The organism is Halorubrum trueperi, assembly GCF_042662525.1.
Taxonomy (GTDB): Archaea; Halobacteriota; Halobacteria; order Halobacteriales; family Haloferacaceae; genus Halorubrum; species Halorubrum trueperi.
Genome location: NZ_JBHSXI010000009.1, coordinates 105,987 through 121,730 on the forward strand (window position 1 = coordinate 105,987; position 15,744 = coordinate 121,730).

The 15,744-nt window shown below is 66.8% G+C and carries 19 protein-coding genes; 12 read left to right on the forward strand and 7 right to left on the reverse strand.

Annotation, left to right across the window (positions count from 1 at the left end):
- Window positions 1-122 precede the first annotated feature (122 nt).
- Window positions 123-833: a DUF2270 domain-containing protein gene (locus ACFQEY_RS08175; RefSeq protein WP_379766990.1), complete on the forward strand. Its 711-nt coding sequence runs from the start codon at window positions 123-125 to the stop codon at window positions 831-833.
- Between the two features lie 121 nt (window positions 834-954).
- Here ACFQEY_RS08175 and ACFQEY_RS08180 read toward each other — a convergent pair whose 3' ends face one another.
- Window positions 955-1,875, reverse strand: coding sequence for an isoaspartyl peptidase/L-asparaginase (locus ACFQEY_RS08180; protein WP_379766992.1), 921 nt, complete (start codon window positions 1,873-1,875; stop codon window positions 955-957).
- 83 nt (window positions 1,876-1,958) lie between these two features.
- Between ACFQEY_RS08180 and ACFQEY_RS08185 the strand changes: the two genes are divergently transcribed.
- Together ACFQEY_RS08185 and icd are read left to right on the forward strand one after the other, a co-directional pair.
- Window positions 1,959-3,020 carry a glycosyltransferase family 2 protein gene (locus ACFQEY_RS08185; protein ID WP_379766995.1) on the forward strand — a complete coding sequence of 354 codons (1,062 nt, stop codon included), beginning with the start codon at window positions 1,959-1,961 and terminating at the stop codon, window positions 3,018-3,020.
- A gap of 104 nt (window positions 3,021-3,124) precedes the next feature.
- Window positions 3,125-4,387, forward strand: coding sequence for an isocitrate dehydrogenase (NADP(+)) (icd, locus tag ACFQEY_RS08190; protein ID WP_379766998.1), 1,263 nt, complete (start codon window positions 3,125-3,127; stop codon window positions 4,385-4,387).
- Between the two features lie 118 nt (window positions 4,388-4,505).
- Here icd and ACFQEY_RS08195 read toward each other — a convergent pair whose 3' ends face one another.
- Both ACFQEY_RS08195 and ACFQEY_RS08200 read right to left on the reverse strand, forming a co-directional pair.
- A complete protein-coding gene (locus ACFQEY_RS08195) occupies window positions 4,506-4,943 on the reverse strand; it encodes a DUF5809 family protein (RefSeq protein ID WP_379767001.1) in 438 nt (145 codons plus the stop codon).
- Between the two features lie 36 nt (window positions 4,944-4,979).
- Window positions 4,980-5,516 carry a DUF5810 domain-containing protein gene (locus tag ACFQEY_RS08200; protein WP_379767004.1) on the reverse strand — a complete coding sequence of 179 codons (537 nt, stop codon included), beginning with the start codon at window positions 5,514-5,516 and terminating at the stop codon, window positions 4,980-4,982.
- 434 nt (window positions 5,517-5,950) lie between these two features.
- Here ACFQEY_RS08200 and ACFQEY_RS08205 point away from each other — a divergent pair, with 434 nt between their 5' ends.
- The 9 genes from ACFQEY_RS08205 to ACFQEY_RS08245 all read left to right on the forward strand — a co-directional run bounded on the left by ACFQEY_RS08205 (window position 5,951) and on the right by ACFQEY_RS08245 (window position 11,896).
- Window positions 5,951-7,195 (forward strand): translation initiation factor IF-2 subunit gamma, encoded by a 1,245-nt coding sequence (locus ACFQEY_RS08205; RefSeq protein WP_379767007.1) that lies wholly within the window; start codon window positions 5,951-5,953, stop codon window positions 7,193-7,195.
- Between the two features lie 76 nt (window positions 7,196-7,271).
- Window positions 7,272-7,664, forward strand: a complete 393-nt coding sequence (locus ACFQEY_RS08210; RefSeq protein ID WP_379767537.1) for a DUF188 domain-containing protein — start codon at window positions 7,272-7,274, stop codon at window positions 7,662-7,664.
- Between the two features lie 22 nt (window positions 7,665-7,686).
- The gene (locus ACFQEY_RS08215; protein ID WP_379767010.1) at window positions 7,687-8,262 is read left to right on the forward strand and encodes a DNA-directed RNA polymerase; all 576 of its coding nucleotides are present in this window, start codon (window positions 7,687-7,689) and stop codon (window positions 8,260-8,262) included.
- Window positions 8,262-8,459: a transcription elongation factor subunit Spt4 gene (gene spt4, locus ACFQEY_RS08220; RefSeq protein WP_379767013.1), complete on the forward strand. Its 198-nt coding sequence runs from the start codon at window positions 8,262-8,264 to the stop codon at window positions 8,457-8,459. Before ACFQEY_RS08215 ends, spt4 begins: the two co-directional genes overlap by 1 nt.
- Before the next feature lie 52 nt (window positions 8,460-8,511).
- A complete protein-coding gene (locus tag ACFQEY_RS08225) occupies window positions 8,512-9,105 on the forward strand; it encodes a GTP-dependent dephospho-CoA kinase family protein (protein WP_379767016.1) in 594 nt (197 codons plus the stop codon).
- A gap of 81 nt (window positions 9,106-9,186) precedes the next feature.
- Window positions 9,187-9,495 (forward strand): 30S ribosomal protein S24e, encoded by a 309-nt coding sequence (locus ACFQEY_RS08230; protein ID WP_379767019.1) that lies wholly within the window; start codon window positions 9,187-9,189, stop codon window positions 9,493-9,495.
- A gap of 12 nt (window positions 9,496-9,507) precedes the next feature.
- On the forward strand, window positions 9,508-11,220 hold the full coding sequence (locus ACFQEY_RS08235; protein ID WP_379767022.1) for a bifunctional N(6)-L-threonylcarbamoyladenine synthase/serine/threonine protein kinase: 1,713 nt from the start codon (window positions 9,508-9,510) through the stop codon (window positions 11,218-11,220).
- A 148-nt stretch (window positions 11,221-11,368) separates the two neighbouring features.
- Window positions 11,369-11,665 (forward strand): DUF5808 domain-containing protein, encoded by a 297-nt coding sequence (locus ACFQEY_RS08240; protein ID WP_379767025.1) that lies wholly within the window; start codon window positions 11,369-11,371, stop codon window positions 11,663-11,665.
- 96 nt (window positions 11,666-11,761) lie between these two features.
- Entirely contained in the window at window positions 11,762-11,896 is a 135-nt protein-coding gene (locus ACFQEY_RS08245) for a hypothetical protein (protein WP_277752399.1), read from the forward strand.
- On the opposite strand, the gene ACFQEY_RS08250 is transcribed toward ACFQEY_RS08245, so the two are convergent.
- The 4 genes from ACFQEY_RS08250 to pyrH form a co-directional block, all read right to left on the reverse strand.
- Window positions 11,893-12,828 (reverse strand): sensor histidine kinase, encoded by a 936-nt coding sequence (locus ACFQEY_RS08250; RefSeq protein ID WP_379767028.1) that lies wholly within the window; start codon window positions 12,826-12,828, stop codon window positions 11,893-11,895. The genes ACFQEY_RS08245 and ACFQEY_RS08250 overlap by 4 nt on opposite strands.
- An 83-nt stretch (window positions 12,829-12,911) precedes the next feature.
- Complete coding sequence (locus tag ACFQEY_RS08255) at window positions 12,912-13,208, reverse strand: DUF7573 domain-containing protein (RefSeq protein WP_379767031.1); 297 nt, start codon at window positions 13,206-13,208, stop codon at window positions 12,912-12,914.
- The gene (gene lysS, locus ACFQEY_RS08260) at window positions 13,209-14,975 is read right to left on the reverse strand and encodes a lysine--tRNA ligase (protein ID WP_379767034.1); all 1,767 of its coding nucleotides are present in this window, start codon (window positions 14,973-14,975) and stop codon (window positions 13,209-13,211) included. It abuts the gene before it with no gap.
- A complete protein-coding gene (gene pyrH, locus ACFQEY_RS08265; RefSeq protein ID WP_379767037.1) occupies window positions 14,972-15,700 on the reverse strand; it encodes a UMP kinase in 729 nt (242 codons plus the stop codon). The genes lysS and pyrH overlap by 4 nt, the downstream gene beginning before the upstream one ends.
- Window positions 15,701-15,744: the final 44 nt, after the last annotated feature.

Here is a 15,744-nt window from a genome sequence, read left to right on the forward strand (position 1 = left end):
GGTCGACAGCGCGGATCATGTGTGGAGTGAAGCCACGTCGAGCCCACGACCACGGAATAATCTAGAACTACCGAGAGCCCGACCCTGGAACTCCTTTTACTGCTGATACCGTACCGCTCTGTATGACCGATGACACGGCAGCCGACTCCGAATCGGCAGAGGAACCCGAACTTGGCAGCGAAATGGCCGATCACCGCACGGAGATGAGTTCAATATTGGGTGATGCCTATCGCGGAGAATTGGACCGGGAGACGACGTGGCGATCGCGCCTCGATCAGACGACTACGTGGGGGGTAACGGTTGTGGCTGCAATTCTCACGTTCGCGTTTTCCAGTCCCGATAATCCACATTATATTATCCTCGTCGGTATCCTCGCTGTCTCTCTCTTCCTGTTGATCGAAGCGCGGCGATATCGCGACTATGATGTCTATCGCTCGCGAGTGCGTCTCTTCCAGCAGAACTTGCTTGCGAACGCGCTCGATCCGTCAGCGGGGGTCGAACACGAGGATTGGCGGAGCAAACTCAGTCAGGATTATCGGACACCGACGCTGAAAGTAGCGTCATGGGAAGCCACAGCAAACCGCCTGCGGCGAATTTACCTCCCGCTGTTGGCCGTTTTACTCGTCGCGTGGCTGTTCCGAATCACGGCGTTCGCGCCAAACGAAAGCCCACTGACCACTGCCAGCATCGCCGTCGTCCCCGGAGTTCTTGTCGTAGCTGTCATTGCGCTCTATTATGTCGCCCTCAGTATGATTGTACTCTGGCCACAGGACAGAGAAGCGAAAGGAGAGTTTCGGGAAGGGGATCCAAACGAATGGAAAGAATCGAACTGACCACGGTCAGTGGTGCGTGATTGGTCAATCATCTGTAAAACGACTCTGTGGAACCCTTCATCGGATGAGAGACACCGGCCCCAGTGATCCGCACTCTGTTACCCGCTTACCGCGCCAGCGACTACTTATAAACGACACTCGTCTGCATCCCGTCCGTATTAAAGGCACTCCCGGTGCCGACCTCGTCGAGGACGATCAGGCCGGCGCCAGACCCCGTGATCTCCTCGAACTCGTCGATCGCCCTGTCGGCCGCTTCCTGCGCGCCGAGCCCGTCGTCGAGAAAACCGACCGCGCGCCGCGAGAGCGTGACGCGCGCGATGTCTTCACCGGCGCCCGTCGCGCTCGCCCCGCCGGCCTCGGTGCAGAAGAATCCGGAGCCGACCTGTGGCACGTCGCCGACGCGCCCCGCGAGCGCGAACGATCGCCCGCCCGTGGAGGTCGCCGCGGCGAACGTCTCACCGTCGGCGGCGACAGCGCCGACCGTGTCGTGGTCGGGCGCTCGGCCCGGATCGTCTTCGTTTTTTCCGTCACTCCCTGACCCACCACCGGCCTGATCGTCGCCCGATCCGAACCGCGTCGCGAGCCAGTCCAGGTGCTCGCGGGGACCGCCCCGCGGCGGGTCCTCGCTCTCGTACCGCTCGCGCGTCTCGTCGGTGCGCAGGTCGACGCCGGTCTCGATACCGAAATCCGCTGCGAGATCGACGGCATGCTCGCCCGAGACGAAGATGTGCGGCGTCTCGGAGTGAACGACTCGGGCGACGCTCGCCGCGTGTTCGACGCCCGGCATCGAGCAGACGGCACCGACCTCGCGGTCCGATGTCATCACGCCCGCGTCGGTGCGGACGACACCGTCGGACTGTACCGCGCCGCCGACGCCGGCGTTGAATCGGGGACTCGATTCGAGAATCGCGAGCGCGTCCGCGACAGCGTCGAGCGGCGTCTCGGCGAGAATGCCGCGGTCGGCCGCGTCGTCGAGAACCGCCTGTCTCGCTTCTGGCTCGTCGGGGACGCCGCCGGCTCCGCCGTGAACGATGACGCGCATACGCGCGCGTCTCTCGGGGAGGTAATAAGGATCCGGAACCCGCCGGAGGGACGACTAAGTGTCCGCGTCTCGATCGATAGATCATGGACGCGCCGCCGACGTCCGTTCTGCTCCCGACCGTCCGCTGGACCGAGGCCTGCGAGGAGGTGGCGAACCAGCTCGGCGCGGACGACGAGCTGCTCGTGATCTGCGACACGGCGACGGATCCGGTGGCGACTCGAAGGAGTGAATCCGGAAGTGGCATCGAGGAGGATGTCGCTTCCGGGAGTGGTGCCGAGGTTGACTGCGGATCCCTCCCCGACGGCGTCCGGATTGTGCTCGCCGGCGAACCGGAGGACTGCTCCGGGAAGGCGAACGCAATCGCCACGGGAATGGAGGTGGCGACACGCGATCGGATCGTCTGGACCGACGACGACTTTCGGCATCCGCCGGACTGGCTCGCAACGCTCCACGCCGACTACGACAGGCAGGGATCGACAACCGAGGTCCCGGTGTTCGTCGGACGGGATCCGCTCGCGCGGCTGTTCGAACCGGCGTACGCCATCGGCGGGACCGTCTCGGTCGCCGTCGGCGGGATCGTCTGGGGCGGTGCGGTCGTCTTCGAGCGCGTCGACCTCCGAGATCCCACCGACTGCGACGGTGCAAGCGACCGCGCCGCCGCCAGTGACCGCGACGGCGACGCTACCAGGAACCGTGAGGCCGTCGAGTCCCTCTGTCAAGATCTCCGCCGAACCGTTAGCGACGACGGCACGCTCACGGAGTATCTCGACGTGACGGCCGCGGACCGAACGCGGACTGTTCCGTCCGGCGGGTCGATCCGGGGATCGCTGGAGCGATTCGTTCGGTTCTTTCAGATCGTCCGGCACCACGCGCCGCGCTCGGCCGCGCTCAACGTCGTGCTCTCGGTCGGCCTCGCTGGGCTCTGTCTCTTCGCGCCGGTGATCGGGGTGGCGCTTGTCACGATCCTCTCCGTGGCGGTCTACGCGCGGTTCGGGATCCGGCGGGCGACGTTCTTGCTGGCCGGTCCGTCGGTGCTCGTCTCACCGGTCTTCATCGCGTATGCGGTCGCGAGGCGGACCTTCGTCTGGGGCGGGCGTCGCTACCGATGGCGATCGCTGTTCGACGTGGAAGTCTCGGCGGTCTGAACGCCGGTGTTCGGGTGAGCCCTCATCTTTCGATTCCGGCGAACGTGACGGTCAGCGGCAAAGCGGCAGGCACTTTAGGTGGGTCCAACAACGCACGAACGTTCATGAGCTACGACAAGGTCGAGGTCCCCGAAGACGGCGAGGCGATCACGCTCGCCGACGAGGAGACCGGCGAGTTGATCGTCCCGTCGAATCCCATCGTTCCGATCATCCACGGTGACGGGATCGGTACCGACGTGGGCCCGGCCGCACAGCGGGTTCTCGACGCGGCTGCGGAGGCGACGGGCCGTTCTATCGCGTGGATGCGGGTGTACGCTGGCGAGAGCGCCCGTGAGAAGTACGACGAGAATCTTCCGGCGGACACGGTGTCGGCCATTCGCACTCATCGCGTTGCGATCAAGGGTCCGCTGACGACGCCGGTCGGTGCGGGGTTTCGCTCGCTGAACGTCGCGTTGCGCAAGACGCTCGACATGTACGCGAACGTCCGGCCGACGTATTATCTCGAGGGGGTTCCGTCTCCTGTGACGAATCCCGAGAAGATGGACATGGTGACGTTCCGTGAGAACACCGAAGACGTGTACGCCGGTATCGAGTGGGAAGCCGGAACCGAGGAGGTCGAACGAGTTCGGGAGTTCGTCGAAGGTGAGATGGGTGTCGACGATATTATTCACGATGGCCCCGTCGGCATCGGGATCAAACCCATCACCGAGTTTGGGTCAAAGCGACTGATTCGCGAGGCGATCGAGTACGCGCTGGCGAACGATCGGGACTCGGTAACGCTGGTCCACAAGGGGAACATCATGAAGTTCACGGAGGGCGCGTTTCGGGATTGGGGGTACGAACTCGCGGCCGACGAGTACGGCGAGGAGGTCATCACCGAAGACGAGCTGTGGGACGAGTACGACGGCGACCAGCCCGAAGGCACGGTCGTCGTGAAAGACCGGATCGCCGACAATATGCTCCAGCAGGTTCTCACCCGGACCGACGAGTACGACGTGGTGGCGACGATGAACCTGAATGGCGACTACTTTTCGGACGCGGCGGGGGCACAGATCGGGGGGCTGGGCATCGCGCCCGGCATCAATCGCGGGCACGGTCGCGCGCTCGCCGAGCCGGTGCACGGCTCTGCGCCCAAGTACGCGGGCGAGGACAAGGTGAACCCGACGGCGATGATCCTCTCGGGTCGCGAGATGCTCGAGTACCTCGGGTGGTCCGACGCCGCCGATCTGGTGCGCGACGCGGTCGAGGAGACCATCGCATCCGGGAAGGTCACGTACGATCTCCACCGTCAGATAGAGGGCGGGGAGAAGCTCGCGACGAGCGAGTTCGCGGACGCGGTCGTCGACAAGATCGACGAGCTCGCGTAAGCGTCAATTCGAGGTTCGACGCGGACGCGCTCGTCTTCGTTTTTTATTCGGAATACTCGCAGAACATCGACCACTACATTACGTTGACCGCAACAGTACCCCGAATCGACGGCCGGCGCTACCGTCCGGACGCGTAGAACTCCTCGCGGTACACGCGCCCGAAGGCGTTCCGACGGAGGGTGCTGGCCGCCGCGTCGGGCTCGTCCTGAAACGTCGCCGCGATCACGGCGTCGGCGAATGGGACCGGATGCCACACGAGGTTGTCGACGTTGTCGGAGCCGATCTGGACGACATCCTCGGCGTCGAACCCGCTCTCGTCGAGCCACGCGTCGAACTCGCTCTCGTCGCCGACGTGGACCGCGAGCAGCTCGGCGAAGGTGGCGTCGCGGGCGGTCTGAACCACTTCCGAGGTGACCCGCTCGTCGTACTCCTCGGCGTCGAACTCCATCGCCTTCGTCGCCTCGCGAACCACGACCTGCGCGACCGGGCCGACCTCCTCGTACCGTTCGAGCGCGTCGGCGCGGGTCTCCGGCGCGAACGTCCCTCTGGTGTGCATACCGGACGTTCGCCGTCGACCGAAAAGGGCGTTCCGCTACGTGGACGGATCGTCGCTGTCGCCGTCGTCGCCGTCGTCGCGGTCGCCGTCGTTGCTGACGCTGTCGTTGCTATCGTTGCTGACGCTGTCGTTGCTATCGTTGCTGACGCTGTCGTCGCCATCTCGCATCTCTCGCGTCATCTCCCTCGCCTCGCGGAGCGCCTCGGCGGTCTCCGGGTCGGTCGCGCCGTGCTCGTCGACGACACCGGTCCGCGCGGAGGGGTCCTGTGCGTGAGCGTGCGCGTGACTGCTGTGGCCGCGATCGCGACCGGCGTGACCGTGCGCGCCCACGCCGACGTTCGGTCGGCCGCGGTCGACGGTATCCTCGAACACCTCGTGGTACTCGGCCGTCTCAGCGTGTGGGGTCACGTCGGCCGCGAGTCCCGCCGGGTCTCGGTCGCCCCAGTTCGGAACGCGCTCGTTGAGCCACGCTTCGTGGTCGTCCCCGTGTAACATCGCCGTGAACGCGAGGTGATGCGCGAGGTGTTCGCCGTCTCGCTGTGGCGTCTCGCACACCGGGCACGCGTATCCCATGATGGCACGTGGTACGGCCGTGATCCGTAAAGCGGCGTCGGACGACTCCGACGTCCCGGCCGCTCGCTTATAAGCAGCTGTTGGCGCGGTGAACGCCCACAAAGCTCCAGCCTCGCCGCTCGCGCCTTCAGTAAGTGCTCGCGACTCCAGCGAGCATCGAAGATCCTCTGTCAGCCGATGACTCCGCCGCCGCCGACCTCGCGCGGGCTCCTTACGCCCTCCGGGCGCTCGGAGGCGCGTGCCACCATGCCGCGATTTATAAGTGATCGTTACAGCGATTTATAAGCGATTGTCACCGGTTCGCGCGGGATTTGCTCACCGGTCTGTTTCTCTCGCGTACGCGCTCGGTGAACCCGTATCGCCACTATAACAGCAACTTTATCACTCGCACGGGGCGAATTTCGCATAAGACTACTCCGTTAGGAGGTCCAACAGTGACTGAAGCCAACACACAACCGGAGGTGAACATCGGTCTCGTCGGTCACGTCGACCACGGCAAGACGACGCTCGTGCAGGCGTTGTCCGGATCGTGGACCGACCAGCACAGCGAGGAAATGAAACGCGGCATCTCGATCCGGCTGGGATACGCGGACGCGACGTTCCGCCGCTGTCCCGGCGTCGACGCGCCCGAGTGTTACACCGTCGACGAGGAGTGCGAGGACGGCTCCACGAGCGAGCCGGTGCGGACGGTCTCGTTCGTCGACGCCCCGGGCCACGAGACGCTGATGGCGACGATGCTGTCGGGTGCCTCGATCATGGACGGGGCCGTGCTCGTCGTGAGCGCGACCGAGGACGTCCCGCAGGCACAGACGGAGGAGCACCTGATGGCGCTCGACCTCATCGGGATCGAGAACGTCGTCATCGCGCAGAACAAGGTCGACCTCGTCGACCGCGACCGCGCCGTCGCCAACTACGAGCAGATTCAGGAGTTCGTCGACGGAACGGTCGCCGAGGACGCGCCGATCGTCCCCGTCTCCGCACAACAGGAGGTCAACATGGACCTCCTCATCGACGCGATCGAGACGGAGATCCCGACGCCCGACCGCGACCCGGGCGAGAGCGCCCGCATGTACGCGGCCCGCTCGTTCGACATCAACCGTCCGGGCGCGACCGCCGACACGCTGAAGGGCGGCGTCGTCGGCGGCTCGCTGGTCAGCGGCGAACTGTCCGTCGGCGACGGCCTAGAGATCCGCCCGGGCCGCGAGGTCGACGAGGAGGGGCAGACGGAGTGGCGTCCCCTCGAAACGACGGTCCGGTCGCTGCAGGCCGGGAGCCAGGACGTCGAGAGCGCCCGGCCGGGCGGCCTGCTCGGCGTCGGAACCGGGCTCGACCCGAGCCTGACGAAGGGCGACGCACTCGCCGGACAGGTCGCCGGCGAACCCGGGACACTCCCGCCGACGCGCAACGAGTTCGAGATGCAGGTCGACCTGCTCGACCGCGTCATCGGCAGCGAGGAGGGCGACGGCGACGACGGTGCGGTCGAGGAGATCACCACCGGCGAGCCCCTGATGTTGACGGTCGGCACCGCCACCACGGTCGGTGCGGTGACGAGCGCCCGGGACGGCGAGTGCGAGGTGAGCCTCAAACGCCCCGTCTGCGCCGAGGAGGGCGCACAGATCGCGATCAACCGACGGGTCGGCGCGCGGTGGCGGCTCATCGGCGTCGGGACGCTCTCGTAGCGTGACCCGAACCGCCCGCGCGGACGACGCCGACGACGCTGACGGTGCTCTCGGCGGTGCCCTCGCGGCCGGCGGCGTGGACGACAGGGCACCGATCGTCGCGCTGGACGCGAGCGCCCTGATGTCGCCGGTCGAGGCGAATCTCCGGCTGTTCGAGGAGCTCGACCGGCTCCTCGGCGCGTACGAGACCGTCGTCCCGGCGGCCGTTGTGTCCGAACTCGACGGGCTTCGGGGCGGAGCGGGAGAGGCGGCGACGGCGGCGAGCGTGGGAGCGGACCTCGCGACGCGGGCTGAGACGGTGGAGACCGACGAATCGTACGCCGACGACGCGCTCGTCGAGCTGGTCGACGACGACCGGGTCGACGGCGTCGTCACCAACGATCGACCGCTGGCGAACCGGGTGCTGGAGGCGGGCGCACCAGTAATCGGTTTAAGGGGTCGGAACGCACTGGCGATAACGGAACCCTAGCGGACGCGGACAACCAACGAATATGTACAAACGAGTTCGACTCAAGGATACGGTCGAGGTACCGCCGAAACACCTGGCGGACGTCACCGACGAGCGGGTGAAAGCCCTGCTCCAGGACAAACTGGAAGGACGAATGGACGAGGACGTGGGGAGCGTGGTGAGCGTCATCGAGGTCCACGACGTCGGCGAGGGCGCGGTGTTGCACAACCGCCCCGGCGTCTACTACGAGGCCGAGTTCGACGCGCTGACGTACGACCCCGACATGCAGGAGGTCGCCGACGGGACGGTCGTCGAAACGGTCGAGTTCGGTGCCTTCGTCGGGATCGGCCCGGTCGACGGCCTGCTCCACGTCTCGCAGATCACCGACGAGTACCTCACGTTCGACGGGGCGAACCAGCAGCTCGCCTCGTCGGACTCGGATAAGACGCTCGGCGTCGACGACGCCGTTCGGGTCCGCGTCGTGACCAAGAGCATCGACGAGCGCAACCCGCGCGACTCGAAGATCGGGCTCACGGCGAAACAGCCCGGGCTCGGCAAACACGAGTGGCTGGAGGGACAGCGGCAGCACCGCGAGCAGACGGGCGAGGAGGCAGACTGATGGCCGAGGACCGCCTCGCGTGTCGGGAGTGTCACCACGTCAACGACCCTGACTCGCAGACCTGCGAGCACTGCGGGTCGTCGTCGCTGACGGAGGACTGGGCGGGCTACGTCATCATCACGCAGCCCGAGGGGAGCCAGATCGCCGAGGAGATGAACGTCACGAAGGCCGGATCGTACGCGCTGAAGGTCCGCTAGCGACGACCCGGCGGCGATTCTCATCCACCGTACACGTCACTTCCGCACTCTAATGCTCACGCTCCCCGACTCCCTCCGAGACGCGTTCAAAGACCCGCTCGGCCCGGTCACGACCGACGCGTCGGAACTGCTCGCCGCGGCGGCCGAGACGCGCGCCGACCGGATCGACCGCGACGCTCCGATCGTCGCCGTCGGCGACGTGGTCACGTACCACCTCCGCGAGGCCGGGCGCGTCCCCGACGTCGCCGTAGTCGACGGGAAGACGGAGCGCGAGGTGGTTCGCTCCGAGATCGAATCGGCGCTCGCGGCGGCCGACGTCCGTCGGATCGCCGTGGAAAACCCCCCGGCGTCGCTGTCGATCGATCTCCTCTCGGCGCTCGCCGAGGCCCTCTCAGCGAGCGAACCGGTCATGATCGAGGTCGTCGGCGAGGAAGATCTCGCCGCACTTCCGGCTATCGTCGCCGCTCCCGACGGCGCGAGCGTCGTCTACGGCCAGCCGGGCGAGGGGATGGTCCGCGTCGCGGTCACGCCGGAATCCCGCACCGAGGCCAGAACGCTGTTCGAGGCTCTCGACGGCGACCTCGACGCGGCGTACGAGGCCCTCGGGATCGCTTCGAACGACGCCTCGGAGGGAGCCGGTCGGTGACGGTCGAGCGCTCGAACGGGAGGGCACCCCCGCTTCGAAATCCTTTTACAGCTTTCGAGGGGATATACGCCTAACTGAACCATGGACGTCGATATCATCTCCGAGGAGGAGAACCCGATGTTGCACCGCACGGACATCCGATTCGAGACGACCCACGAGGAGGCGACGCCCTCCCGTCTGTCGGTCCGCGACTCGCTCGCGGCCAAGCTGGACAAGGCCTCCGAGGAGGTCGTTGTCCACGAGCTGGACACGAAATTCGGCATGCGCAAGACGGTCGGCTACGCGAAGGTGTACGACACCGCCGAGCACGCGCTCGACGTCGAGCAGGAGTACATGCTCGACCGAAACAAGATCGGCGGCGAAGGCGACGCGGACGCCGAGGAAGCCTAACGGCCCCGCCGAATGCGCGTTCTCGGCATCGAGGGGACCGCGTGGTGTGCGAGTGCCGCGCTGTACGACGCCGAGGCCGATTCCGTTCTCATCGAATCTGATCCGTACGAGCCGGATAGCGGCGGTATTCATCCTCGCGAGGCCGCAGAGCACATGTCGGAGGCGATCCCCGAAGTCGTCGATGCGGTCTTGACCGCCGCCGAGGCCGAGTACGGCCCCGACGCCATCGACGCGGTCGCGTTCTCTCGCGGACCCGGTCTCGGCCCCTGTCTTCGCACCGTCGGCACGGCGGCTCGCTCGCTCGCGGGGGCGCTCGACGTTCCGCTCGTCGGAGTCAACCACATGGTCGCGCACCTGGAGATCGGCCGGCACCGCTCCGGGTTGGAGAACCCGGTGTGTTTGAACGCCTCCGGCGCGAACGCGCACCTGCTCGCCTACCACGACGGTCGCTACCGAGTGCTCGGCGAGACGATGGACGCGGGCGTCGGTAACGCGATCGACAAGTTCACCCGTCACGTCGGCTGGGACCACCCCGGCGGGCCGAAGGTGGAGACCGCGGCACGGCGGTACGCCGAGGAAAACGGCGATCCGGAGGATCTCCTCGATCTCCCGTACGTCGTCAAGGGGATGGACTTCTCGTTTTCGGGGATCAGCTCCGCCGCCAACGACGCGTACGACGACGGGGTGCCGGTCGAAGCGATCTGTTTCTCCCTTCAGGAGCACGTGTTCGCGATGCTGACGGAGGTTTCAGAGCGGGCGCTCTCGCTGACCGGCGCGGACGAGCTCGTCCTCGGAGGCGGTGTCGCGCAGAACGACCGGCTCCGCGGGATGCTGACGACGATGTGCGCGGCACGCGGAGCCGACTTCCACTCCCCCGAGCCGCGGTTTCTCGGCGACAACGCGGGGATGATCGCAGTGTTGGGGGCGAAGATGGCGCGGGCGGGAGAGACGATGCCCGTTCCCGAGTCGGCCGTCGATCCGAACTTCCGACCCGATCAGGTGCCCGTGACGTGGAGGGCGGGTGACGTACCGGTCGCCCGCGGGCGGGGTGACGAGGATGCGTGCGGTGACGGGGACACGGACCGGCGCGGCGCGGAGGCGACCGTGGAAATCGCGGCGGTCGGGTCCGACGCCGGGGCCGCCACCGATCGGTGTGACGCCACCGCCCGCGTCCGCAAGCGCCGGGTCCCGAAGCCGTACCGGCACCCGGAACTGGATCGGTCGATCAGGCGAGACCGGACCGTCTCGGAGGCCCGCTTGACGAGCGAGGCGCGGCGCGCGGGCGTTCCGACCCCGCTGGTGTACGACGTGGACGTGCCGAACGCGACGCTGACGCTCCAGTTCGTCGGCGACCGCGATCTCGCCGCCGCTCTCGACGGCGGCGAGGCGTGGACCGACGCTGTCGGGCGACACCTCGCGCGGCTCCACGGGGCCGGGATCGTCCACGGCGACCCGACGACGCGGAACGCTCGAATCGCCGACGCGACCGGAGATACTTCGACCGCCGCCGACAGGACCGCACTCATCGACTTCGGGCTCGGCTATCACTCCGGCCACGTCGAGGATCACGCGATGGACCTACACGTGTTCGAGGGGTCGGTGCGGGCGACGGCGACAGATCCGGATCCGTTGATCGAGTCGTTCGAGACGGGGTACGCCGCCGTCGGCGACACCGCCGTTCTCGACCGTCTCCGTGACGTCGCGGCGCGCGGGCGGTATCGTTAAAATTCGCCCGGTACGCGGCGATTTCGCTGAGAATCGCCAGGAGACGGCGGACCACCGGGCGACGGGTTGCGGCGAGTTGTATCGCCGCCGCAGGTGCGACGCGAGCGGTTGCGCCACGATTTATATGTCCGGCGAGCGACGTACCAGTATGGCAGACAAACCGTCCTCGGGAGAGATACTCGGTATCCCGTACAACTTCGACCGACCGAGCCTCGGTCGGCTCGTCTCGTCGTACTGGCAGCCCGGAAAGGGGATGCTCGTCGAGAAGCCGTTCGGCATCGGCTACACCCTGAATCTCGCCAACTGGCGGTCGTGGATCGTGCTCGCTGTCGCCGGCGGGCTCTACTACCAGCAGTCGCAATCCGGCGCTGTGGACGGGAGCGACGCGGGCGACGACGGCGACGCGACCGACGACGGCCCCGTCGAAGTTATCGTCGACGACTGAGTCGCTTCGATCGCCTCTTCCCCGGTTCGTCTGGCAGTTCTCACGACCGATTTCGGGACGGATTCTTTTAAATATGAGAACGCCGTATCGACGATAATGAGAGTTCAGTTCGAATGCTCGTGTTCGGAGGAGATTTCCGAGTTCACGCGCGGGCAGACGAGCCGCGGTGTCCACGTCGAATGTGGGAACTGCGGCGCGGTGTACGCGGTGACGATCACTGAACTCGACTAACGGTCATTCGCTTCCGTCCCCGATTCTCGCGGTACGGGTGCGTCCGCTGACTCGAACCGGAGCCGGACGGTCGTCCCGTCGTCGGACGTTTCGAACCCGACGGTCCCACCCTGCGTCTCACACATCCACTTGACGAGCCAGAGGCCGATGCTGCTCGCGTGCGAGAGCGGCGTCTCCTCTTCGGCCCGCAGCACCGCGCGCTCGTCGGCCGGAATTCCGGGACCGTTGTCGCTGACCGTCAGGCTGGTCGTCGCGTCGTCCGCTTCGATGCGTGCGTCCACCCGACACCCCGACTCGTCGTTGTGGGTGACCGCGTTCTCGAACACCTCGCGGATGGGGTACTCGACGGAGCTATCGGCGCTGATCCACGCCGCCGCCGGCGCTTCGAGCGTGACCGTCACGGCCGGGTCGTCGACGTGTTCGGCGGCCTCGCGGACCGCGTCGACGAGGTCCACTCGGCCGGCCGGGGAGTCGGGCGACGCGTCCTCGATGATTCGGAGCTTCTCGCTGATCGCGACGACGTCGTCGGTGGTCTCTCGGATCGTCTCCAAACACGCTCGACTCCGTTCGTCGTCTTCGATCCGGTCGGCGAGCAGGTCCGTGTACCCCTGAATGACGTTCAGATCGTTCCGAACGTTGTGACGGAACACGCGACTCAACACCTGCAGCTGTTGGTTCGACGTCTCAAGGTCCCGTCGAGCGCGCTCTGCCCGGTCTCGATGATAGCGCATCGCGCCGTAGAGAAACAGCGACGAGACGCCGACGAACGTCCATCCGTCGACGAGCCGTGCCGGCGTCCACGACGCGATCGAGCCGCCGACGGACGCGACCACGAGATCGACCGCTAGCACGAACAGCACCCCGAAACAGAGATAGACGGCCGCGACCCCTCGCGGAGATCGATCGAAGACGAGATCAGCGTCAATTTTCATTTGACTATCACTAAAGCTCACTCAAACTGCGGTGTAAGTAACGACTCACTCGCGACGTATTAAGCTTTGACGCGAATTACTGATCACCACTCCTTGCAGTCGGTACAGACGAACGCCCCGTCGTCGAGCCAGCGGCGAGCGACCGTCTCGTCACAGCGCTCGCAGTCGGCACCGTCCTCCGTCCACGTCGACGTCGCGATCGCCGGATCCGAAGCAACCGTTCCGGCGCTCTCGCCGCTCTCATCGCATCCGTCGATCTCGTTACCGTCTTCGATCCCTCCGGAACCGTCGTCTTCGACTCCGTCGCCATCGCGGCCGCCGCCGTCTGGATCGCCCGCGTTCGCTCCCGCGAACTCGTCGAGCGAGCGGTCCTCGGGCATCTACGCCTCCTGGCGGAGCCGCGCCACGACGTAGTCGCGCTCCAGTTCGCCGAGGAACTCACCGAGCCGCGGCCCCTGCGTGTCGTCGAAGAAGAGCCGGTAGCCGGCCGAAAAGAAGTCACCGACCTCGACGTCGTGCGCTCGCGCCGTCTCGTACATCTCGGCCTGTATCGCCTCGCCGCCGTGGCCCGCGGCGACGAAGTCGGCGAGATCGTCGAGCGCGGCAGCGACGTCCTCGTCGAAGTCGACGTCGGGCAGCGCCGTCTGGAGCCGGTAGTCGTACTCGTTTTCGGTGCGCTCGGCCCAGTTTCGCGCCTTCTCGACTCGGGCGAGCGCGGCCTCGACGGTCTCGTCGGAGGCGTCCGCCGGGATGTGCCCCTCGTCGCGGGCGAGTCGCTCGCGGAAGTCCGAATCGTCGACCATCCCGAGGACGGCCGCGAACGTGTAGGGAAGCCGAACCGGCCTCTCGGTCGGGGGGTTGTCCGTGCGACCGACGACGAACGGGTACGCGCGCTCAGCGAAGGCCGTCAGATCCTCGTCGTCGACCTCGCCGAAGTAGGCGCGCTCGAATCGATCGAACCGATCGACGAGCTGGTCGAGCCGCTCGATGTCGAGGTCGCGGGCCTTCTTCGGGTGGAGCGCGAAGAAGTACCGGAGGACCTCGGGTTCGAGCAAGTTCAGCAGCTCGGGCACGGTGACGATGTTTCCGGCCGAGGAGGAGAGCGGCTCGCCGTTGAGGGTGAACCACTCGTACACCATCGGCACCGGCGGCTCGATCCCGAGGACGTTGCGGGCCACGTCGATGCCGGAGGGCCACGACCCCTCGGCGTGGTCCTTTCCGAACGGCTCGAAGTCGACGCCGAGCACGTCCCACTGGCCGGGCCACTCCAGTCGCCACGGGAGCTTCCCCTCGCGGAACGTTGCGGTCCCCTCGTGGCCGCACCCCTCGATCGTCTCGTCGCCGACGTCCATATCGGTGCAGACGTACTCGACGGTCTCGGCGGCGACGTCGATCGCCGTCACGGTCTCCGTCACCTTGCCGCACTCCGCGCAGATCGGGTTGAAGGGGACGTACTCGTCGTCGACCTTTTCCTGGTACTGCGAGAGGATCTCGCGAACGCCGTCGAGGTCGGCGAGGACGGTTCGCGTCACGTCGTCGAAGGCTCCCTCGGCGTACAGATCCGTGTTCGACACCATCTCGACCGGAATCCCAAGTCGATCGGCGTCGGCCTTGAGGAGGTCGGCGAAGTGGGCGGCGTACGACTCGCGCTCGCCGAACGGGTCCGGGATCGACGTGTACGGCTTCCCGAGGTTTCGGCCGAGCGCGCCCGCGTCGACCTCGCCCAGTCCGACGATCTCGCCGTCGGCGTTCGCCAGTTTCCGGGGGAGCTTGCGGAGCGGGTCCCTGTCGTCGGAGGTGAACACCTGCCGAACCTCGTGGCCGCGCTCGCGGAGCACTTCGGCGACGAAGTAGCCGCGCATGATCTCGTTGAAATTGCCGAGGTGTGCGACCCCGGAGGGAGAGACGCCGCCCTTGATCACGATCGGCTCGTCGGGGTCGCGCGCCTCGATCTCGTCCGCGACGACGTCGGCCCAGAAGGCCCGGAACCCCTCCCTGTTGCCCTCGTCGTCTCCGGTTGCGCCCTCCCCGTTGCCCTCGTCGTCGGCTCCGGCCGCGCCGTCCGCCCGCCCGGACGGAAGATGTGCGGACCCGGACTGTTCCGAGAGGATGTGCGGAGAGTCATCGTGCGCGACGTCACCGGTCATGCGTCCTCCGCGGCCTCCGCCCAGTCGTCGGGTTCGTCCGCTCCCGTCGGAACCACGTCGGTCCCGGAGTGGTCGCCGCGCAGCACCGCGTCGACGACGACGCCCGGATCGGTGCCGTCGAGGACGATGGAGCGGATGCCCGCGCGGTCGACGAGCTTCGCCGCGAGCAGATCGACCGGAGCGGAGGCACCCGCGTCCCGGCTCATTGGGAGGACGATATCGACGAGCTCCGCCGGCGACATCGACCCGAACTGGGTCGCGTCGTCGTCGACGTTGGGGTCGGCGTCGTACACGCCGTCGGCGCTCGTCGCGTAGACGAGCAGACCGGCGTCGACGGATTCGGCGAACGCGGCGGCGACGGCATCGGTCGTCTGACCGGGGGTGATCCCGCCCATCACAGACACCTCGCCGCGACGGAGGGCGGCCGTGGCCTCGTCGTACTCCGTCGCCGGCGAGACGTTCGCTCGCTCGCCGAGCGCGGCGATCAGCAGCCGGGCGTTGAGCCGGGTCGTCCCGATCCCGAGCCGGTCGAGTTCGACCTCGTTGGCACCGAGACTGCGCGCCGTCTCGATGTACTCGCGCGCGACGCCGCCCCCGCCGACGACGATGCCCACCTCGCAGCCGGCGTCGACCAGCCGTTCGATCGCCCCGGCGTACGCGGCCACCCGATCTGGATCGAGATCCGGCGCGAGCACGCTCCCGCCGATAGAAACGACGACTCTCATTACCGTGGAATACCCCTGTCGCGGTCTTAAGGATTATCAAGCCT